This window comes from Mycobacterium sp. (assembly GCF_049585075.1).
Taxonomy (GTDB): Bacteria; Actinomycetota; Actinomycetes; order Mycobacteriales; family Mycobacteriaceae; genus Mycobacterium.
In genome coordinates this window covers 1-6611 of the sequence record NZ_JBAUZA010000312.1, presented here as the reverse complement: position 1 = coordinate 6611, position 6611 = coordinate 1, and the positions used below count along the sequence as shown (strand labels likewise).

The window sequence follows — 6611 nt, the reverse complement described above, 5'->3', positions numbered from 1 at the left end:
TCACTGAAGTAATCCACCGTCTCAAATGTCTCCACGATTTCCTCTCGAATCAACTGGCGGGTGAGTGGTCCGCGAGATTTGCGATCGCTGACGAGCTGAAATTTGACTTGAACACCCGGAAGGGTTTGTGCTGCAACATCATGCGGTAGACACCGGCAGTCGTGACCAGCCCCGGACACTCGAAGTGTGCGCCCTCTCGGCGTTGGCGTAATCAACCTCCCAGTCGGGCCAACGTTTCAGCACCTCTTCGAACGCGACTCTCGCTTCTAACCGGGCCAGCGCCGATCCCAAGCAGAAATGCAATCCCTGTCCGAAGCTCAAATGACTCCCCCCGCGGTGGATGTCGTACACGTCGGGATTGGCAAAGTGGCGGTCATCGCGATTTGCAGACCCGTTGAGCAGCAGCATGAACGACCCCTCGGGCACCACCTGCCCGTAATGCGATGCCTCGCGCGCAACGTAGCGCGCCTGCACCGGAGAGGGCGGCTCAAATCGCAACGTCTCCTCGATCGCCCCCGGGATGAGGCTGGGATCGGCGGCGAGTTCACGACGCTGATCCGGGTGATCGGAGAGCAGCTGCGCCATGAAGCCGATGAGACGCGCGGTCGTCTCGTTCCCCGCGCCAGCGATCATCGCGGTGTACGACAGAACCTCCGTGCGCGACAATCGGCGCCTGGTGCCGTCGGACTCCTCGACCTCCGCCTCGAGCAGGTCCGTCATCAGGTCGTCGGACGGATGGGCGGCTCGCCACTCGATGTACTCCGCGAACAACGTGATCGACTCTTCGAAGACCTTCGAGCTCGCCTCGCCAGGCGTAGCACCCGATGCCAGTTCCAGCGATACGCCGTTAGTGTCGCGGATGTTGGCCTGATCGCCCTCCGGGATGCCGAGAAGATAACCGATTGTCTGCATCGGCATCATCGCTCCAAGATGGGCGATGACATCGAAGCCGCCCGCACCCACAAACGGGTCGAGGGCTCGCTCACAGAAGCCGCGTACCAGATTCTCGACAGCCAGCATCCTGCGGGGGGTAAACACACGCGATAGCAGCCGTCTATGCAGGTCGTGAAGCGGCGGGTCCTCGAAGAGCAGGATTCCCGGCGGAATCTCGATGTTGTTGAACAGGATGTCTGCGGTCGTGCCGCGCCCGGAGCGATAGGTGTCCCAGTTCGGAAGTTCCCGTGCTACGTCGTCGTAACGGCTGAGTGCGTAGAAGTTGTACTTCTCGTTGTGATATAGCGGCGCTTCCTCACGCATCCGCTTCCACACGGGGTAGGGATCGTCGTCGATATCGAAGTCGAACGGGTCGTAGTAAAGGTCGATCGCCTTCACCGGCGTCATGACATGGGTTCCTTCGCTTCGAGCTTCTCGTCTGCCCGGCCGGGCTTGATCTGGTTCGGCGAAGCCGTTCCCTAACGTTTGTTTCGACCGTAGCCGCTCTTCCCCCTATCGTCAATGAGGGTCCGAAACTATTGCGAGACAATCGCAACCGGCGCAGATCTTCTGATTGACCAAACGCTTGTATCGTAATAGGCTTCTCCGCAAGAGCAGGACAACCCGCGTGCAGTCCGATGCCGTCGCCCGCCAAATCGTGTCCCTTTGGGCGACAAGCCTCAGTTCAAGGGAGTTCGACGTGGAGATGCAGGATCTCGTACTAGTGTCCGTAGACGATCACCTGGTCGAACCGCCCGACCTGTTCGACAAGCACATCCCGGCGAAGTACAAGAACGACGTCCCCAAGCTCATCCAACGCGAAGACGGCACCGACGCATGGGTTTTCGAAGGGCAGGAAGCTACGAACGTCGGTCTCAACGCGGTTGCAGGAAGGCCGCCTGAGGAGTACGGCACGGAGCCGACCAAGCTCTCGGAGATCCGAGAGGGTTGTTACGACATCCACGAGCGCATCCGCGACATGAACGCGAACGGCGTTGCGGCCGCTATGAACTTCCCGTCCTTTCCGCAGTTCTGCGGACAGTACTTCGCTCGCGCGCAGGACAAGGATCTCGGATTGGCCGTGCTGCGGGCGTACAACGACTGGCATATCGACCAGTGGTGCGGCGCGTATCCAGGACGGATGATTCCGCAATCCCTGCCGCCGATCTGGGATCCCACGCTAATGGCGGAGGAGGTGCGGCGCGTGGCGAAGAAAGGATGCCACGCGGTGACGTTCTCCGAGAACCCGACGAAGCTGGGGTACCCGTCGTTGCACGATCCCCACTGGGATCCGTTCTGGCGAGCCTGCAGCGACGAGAACACCGTGGTCAACCTCCACATCGGTTCGTCGTCGTCAGTCGTGATCACGTCGCCGGATGCGCCCGTCGACACCATGATGACGCTGCAACCCATGAGCATCGTGCAGGCCGCGGCCGACCTCATCTGGTCACCGATGCTGCGGCGATTCCCCGACGTCACGTTCGCCCTGTCCGAGGGCGGCATCGGATGGGTGCCCTACTTCCTCGAGCGCATCGACCGCGTCTACACCATGCACCGCGCGTGGACGCACCAGGACTTCGGCGGCAGGTTGCCCAGTGAGGTCTTCCTGGATCGGGTCGCTCTCTGCTTCATCGACGACGCCTTCGGCGTCGAGAGTCGGCATCATCTCAACCTCGACATGGTGACCTGGGAATGCGACTATCCGCATTCGGATGCCACCTGGCCCCGCTCTCCCGAGGTCCTGGCCGGGTATCTCACCAACGTGCCAGACGACGAGGTGAACAGGATCACGCACTCAAACGCCCTCCGCTTGTACTCCTTCGAGATGTTTAGGCATCTACCGAAGGATGAACTCACTGTGGGCGCGCTTCGAGCTCAGGCCACAGACGTCGATCTGGGTTTCAGGTCATCCGAACGATTGAGGAAGACGGGCACTGAGGCCGTCACAGTAATGGATCTCGCGAAGGGTCTCCCCGCCTGAGTCCGCGCGAGTTGGTCCAGGTCACCACGCACCGACTGCTAATCTCACCACCAGCAAGTCCGCAGTAGGCTCATCCAAGCGGTGCGCCGTCGCGAGCGCATCGGATCGGATCGGATCGATGATCATCCGGGCCTGCGCACCGTGACCGATCGGGAGACTCGCCATCGACAACGACCTAGGCCGTAAGAACGCCGATTCGCGCCACACCCCGGTGTCGGTGGACACCGACGCAACTGGTGCGCGGAGGTCTCAGATCCTCGAAGTCGCTGCGACCATGCTCGCTGACCACGGGTTGCGCACATCAATGCGTGAGATCGCGGACGCCACGGGCTTGTTGAAGGGCAGTCTCTATCACCACTTCGATTCCAAGGACGCCATCCTGGTCGAACTGGTGGGCCGCTACTACGCCGAAATGAACCTCATCGGCGAGGAAGCGCTACACCGGCTGGAGCGGTCGAACGCCCGCACCGTCGTCGGGGATATCGAGCGACTAAGTACCGATATCGCGAACTGCGCGGTTGCGCATCGCGCGGCGCTGCAGATGACCTTCTACGATTCGCCAAGCGAGCTACCGGAACTCGTCGAGTTACTGAAGAACCCTCCGGAATTGATAAACGAAGCGGTGCTGCGAACGCTTACTTCGGCGCGGGATTTCGGAGCGGTCAGGCCGGAGGTCGACCTGATCGCGTTAGCGGATCGCGTGTTTCAAACGATGGTGACGGTCGGGCTCGACGTCGTTCGCCACAAGGCCGCGTCCGAACGGGTGGCGGGCGTCCTCTGTCGAATCATCCTGAATGGTCTAGCGCGTCGGCCTCCGCGGTATTCCACACTCGATAATTCGAAGGCGCTCGCGGCGGCTTCGGATGCCGTTCGCTCATGGGGAGATTCCGCATCGGACACCGACGATTTCACCGTCGAGGCCGATCGGATCTTCGCGGCGGCGCGCACGGAGTTCGGCAGGCGCGGGTACGAGATCACGACGGTGCGTGAGATCGCAGCCGCAGCGGGTGTGAGCCTCGGAAAACTGACGCGGGTGGCGGGCAGCAAGCCGGAGATGCTCGCGTTCATCATGCGATCGTTCGGCTCGCGGCTCACAGCGGGCTATTCGGGTGTTTTGAACGCGGATTCGTCTCCAATCGAGAAGATGGACGCACTGAGCTGGGTCCACATCAACGCGGTCAAGCACTTTCCCGACGAGTTCAAGATTCAACAGGCATGGATGCGACAGTCGCCTCCGGACACCCCGAACCCCGGTTTCGCCTTCGCTAATCGCATGCGGAGGTTGAAGAGCCTGCTCTCCGAGGGCATTGACAGCGGCGCCATCCGGAATGAGGAGACGTCACTGGAAGTGCTGTCGCGTTGCGTGATCAGCGTCCTGTGGATCCCGCAGAGCATCGTCGAGTCAATGCCCCCCCCTGACGCGCTGACCCTCGCCCGCGACACGTGGTTGCGGGGCGTTCGCAAGCGGTGACGTTCTGCGGCGACGAATTCCCCTCTTCAAGGGAGGCGATTGAGACGTGTGAACGATCAGTCCACACGCCCGCGTCTCACCCTTGCTGCGATCAACATCGCCGTGTGTGGGCGATCCCATCGAATGCCATGCCCGGCAACAACATTCCTTCCATCGACTTGTCATCTCAGCGCCTTCTGCGGGCGGGTAACCGCCTCGCAGATCGGAGTGACGCAAGCCATGTGTGTTGCGCCACGGCTACAAACTTCGTTCTGAGCGAAACAAACGATTGATCTACCAATTCGAGCGGACTGAAGATAGCATTCGTTCCGACAGGATGGCTGTTACGCCGCAGTCCGGAACCCACGTGGCGTTTCGGGCTCATCGCCAGTCTGACGGGCAAGCCGACATGCCGGTCGTCACGCTCGGAGATGGTGCCGGTATGCGCGGACACGGCACGGGGACAGGTGAATTCGATGACAGGAGCACCCATGCATGTGAGGATCGAGAAGGCGGCCGCGTGGTCGACGCTGGCCATGTTGGTGGTCTTCGGAATTACGTTCGGCCTGATAGCGGGCGTGCTTCCACCGATCAATCCGGGTTTCACCGCGGAGCAGACTGCCCAGTGGTACGTCGACAATCACTTCGCGATCCGCCTGGGATTAGGACTGACCATCCTCGGTATGTGGTTCATGACACCCGTGTTTGCGCTGCTTTGCCGGCAGGTGCGCCGAATCGAAGGCTACTGGGGTGTCATGTCGATTACCGAGGTCATCCTGTCAGTGACGTTCCCGTTCGTGTTCACTCTGGCCATGGTGTTCGGCGTCGCGGCCGCGTACCGACCCGAACGCGATCCCCAGACTATCCAGGCACTCAGCGACATGTTCTGGCTGCTGCTGGTCGGCATCGTCGGGCCCCTCGTGTTGCAGGGATTGATCCTCGCGTTGGCAGTGTTCATCGACAAGCGCGCCGTCCCAACCTTCCCGCGCTGGTACGGATACCTCAGCCTGTGGATGGCACTCCTCGTCCTTCCAGGTGGTTGTGTCTACGTTATTCAAAGTGGACCGCTGGGCTGGAACGGGATCATCGCGTGGTGGATTCCGGTCAGTGCATTCTTCGTCTGGATCGTCCCGACCGTGTTCCTCCTAGTCAAGGCCGTCGACATCGAAGCCGCGGAGAGAGAGGAGCGCGCCGCTGCGCAAACGTGGGAGCCGGCGGCATGAAGCTGATGGACGAAAACGAGGTTTCAAAGGCAGTTGAGCCCAACGAGGCGTCTCCTGCCCGCGTTCCTGGAGAGCCAGGGGTGTGGATACTGCTATTCGGAGACATGCTGGTTTTCGCCGTTTTCTTCGTCCTGTTCATGTGCCAACGCGCACAGGCCCCCGAACTATTCGACGCATCGCGCCATACTCTCAATGTCGGCATCGGCTTGGCGAATACCGTCATTCTTCTGACGAGCTCCCTCCTCGTGGTCACCGCGATCCGAGCCGTCCGAGCTGGCGCCCGCGCAGCCGCTCGGACATTGTTGGCGGGAGCGCTCGCGTGCGGTCTGGCCTTCGTGGGTCTGAAGATCGTCGAGTACTCGTCCAAGGTCGGCGAAGGACACGTGCCTACCGAGAACAGCTTCTACATGTACTACTACGTCCTTACCGGGTTGCACCTGCTGCACGTTCTGATCGGGATAGTGGTTCTCATATCGCTACTCTTCGCGGCGCGTGTCGCCGCACCGAGCCCGACCAGAATGGCATTCATCGAAGGCGGCGGGTGCTTCTGGCATCTGGTCGACCTCCTCTGGATCGTCCTGTTCCCGCTGATCTACCTCGTGAGTTGAGCATGACCTCGTCTTTGTTCCGCGCCCGATCCACTGTCGTCTGGCTGGGTCTGGTCATGGCGACGCTGGTGTCGTTCACGATCGGTTTCCACCACGGCATTGGTTCGGGGGTTGCCTTGTGGGTTCTGGCACTGGCGTTGATCAAGGTGCGCTATGTCGGGCTGGATTTCATGGAGCTGCGCGAAGCGCCGTTGATTCTCAGAGGTATCTTCGAAACCTATTGCCTCGCTCTGTGGCTCGTCCTCGCCGGAATGTATCTGTGGCTCTAGACGACGCGTTGAGGCCAGGGTGGTAATCCTAGTCGTCTGCGCTGGCCCGGACAGCCAGCAGGAGTCAGCGAGACACCCGCGAAAGGGTACGCATGCGCAAGTGGACAGTCGCTGACATGCCGGACCAGAAGGGTCGAACGGCGATCA

6 protein-coding genes are annotated in these 6611 nt (G+C 61.0%); 5 read left to right on the top strand and 1 reads right to left on the bottom strand.

What is annotated here, in order from left to right:
- Nucleotides 1-138 precede the first annotated feature (138 nt).
- The gene (locus WB785_RS15100) at nt 139-1341 is read right to left on the bottom strand and encodes a cytochrome P450 (RefSeq protein ID WP_424080136.1); all 1203 of its coding nucleotides are present in this window, start codon (nt 1339-1341) and stop codon (nt 139-141) included.
- A gap of 292 nt (nt 1342-1633) precedes the next feature.
- Here WB785_RS15100 and WB785_RS15095 point away from each other — a divergent pair, with 292 nt between their 5' ends.
- The 5 genes from WB785_RS15095 to WB785_RS15075 all read left to right on the top strand — a co-directional run bounded on the left by WB785_RS15095 (nt 1634) and on the right by WB785_RS15075 (nt 6464).
- Complete coding sequence (locus tag WB785_RS15095) at nt 1634-2914, top strand: amidohydrolase family protein (RefSeq protein ID WP_424080135.1); 1281 nt, start codon at nt 1634-1636, stop codon at nt 2912-2914.
- Between the two features lie 217 nt (nt 2915-3131).
- Nucleotides 3132-4385, top strand: a complete 1254-nt coding sequence (locus tag WB785_RS15090; RefSeq protein ID WP_424080134.1) for a TetR/AcrR family transcriptional regulator — start codon at nt 3132-3134, stop codon at nt 4383-4385.
- A gap of 455 nt (nt 4386-4840) precedes the next feature.
- The gene (locus WB785_RS15085) at nt 4841-5587 is read left to right on the top strand and encodes a hypothetical protein (protein ID WP_424080133.1); all 747 of its coding nucleotides are present in this window, start codon (nt 4841-4843) and stop codon (nt 5585-5587) included.
- A 5-nt stretch (nt 5588-5592) separates the two neighbouring features.
- A complete protein-coding gene (locus WB785_RS15080; protein WP_424080137.1) occupies nt 5593-6195 on the top strand; it encodes a cytochrome c oxidase subunit 3 in 603 nt (200 codons plus the stop codon).
- A 2-nt stretch (nt 6196-6197) separates the two neighbouring features.
- The gene (locus WB785_RS15075; protein ID WP_424080132.1) at nt 6198-6464 is read left to right on the top strand and encodes a cytochrome C oxidase subunit IV family protein; all 267 of its coding nucleotides are present in this window, start codon (nt 6198-6200) and stop codon (nt 6462-6464) included.
- The last annotated feature ends 147 nt before the right edge of the window (nt 6465-6611 follow it).

Excerpts from the sequence above, each read along its gene's own strand:
- WB785_RS15100 (WP_424080136.1), bottom strand. The coding sequence starts at position 1,341 with ATGACGCCGGTGAAGGCGATCGACCTTTACTACGACCCGTTCGACTTC.
- WB785_RS15085 (WP_424080133.1), top strand. The coding sequence starts at position 4,841 with ATGACAGGAGCACCCATGCATGTGAGGATCGAGAAGGCGGCCGCGTGG.
- WB785_RS15080 (WP_424080137.1), top strand. The coding sequence starts at position 5,593 with ATGGACGAAAACGAGGTTTCAAAGGCAGTTGAGCCCAACGAGGCGTCT.
- WB785_RS15075 (WP_424080132.1), top strand. The coding sequence starts at position 6,198 with ATGACCTCGTCTTTGTTCCGCGCCCGATCCACTGTCGTCTGGCTGGGT.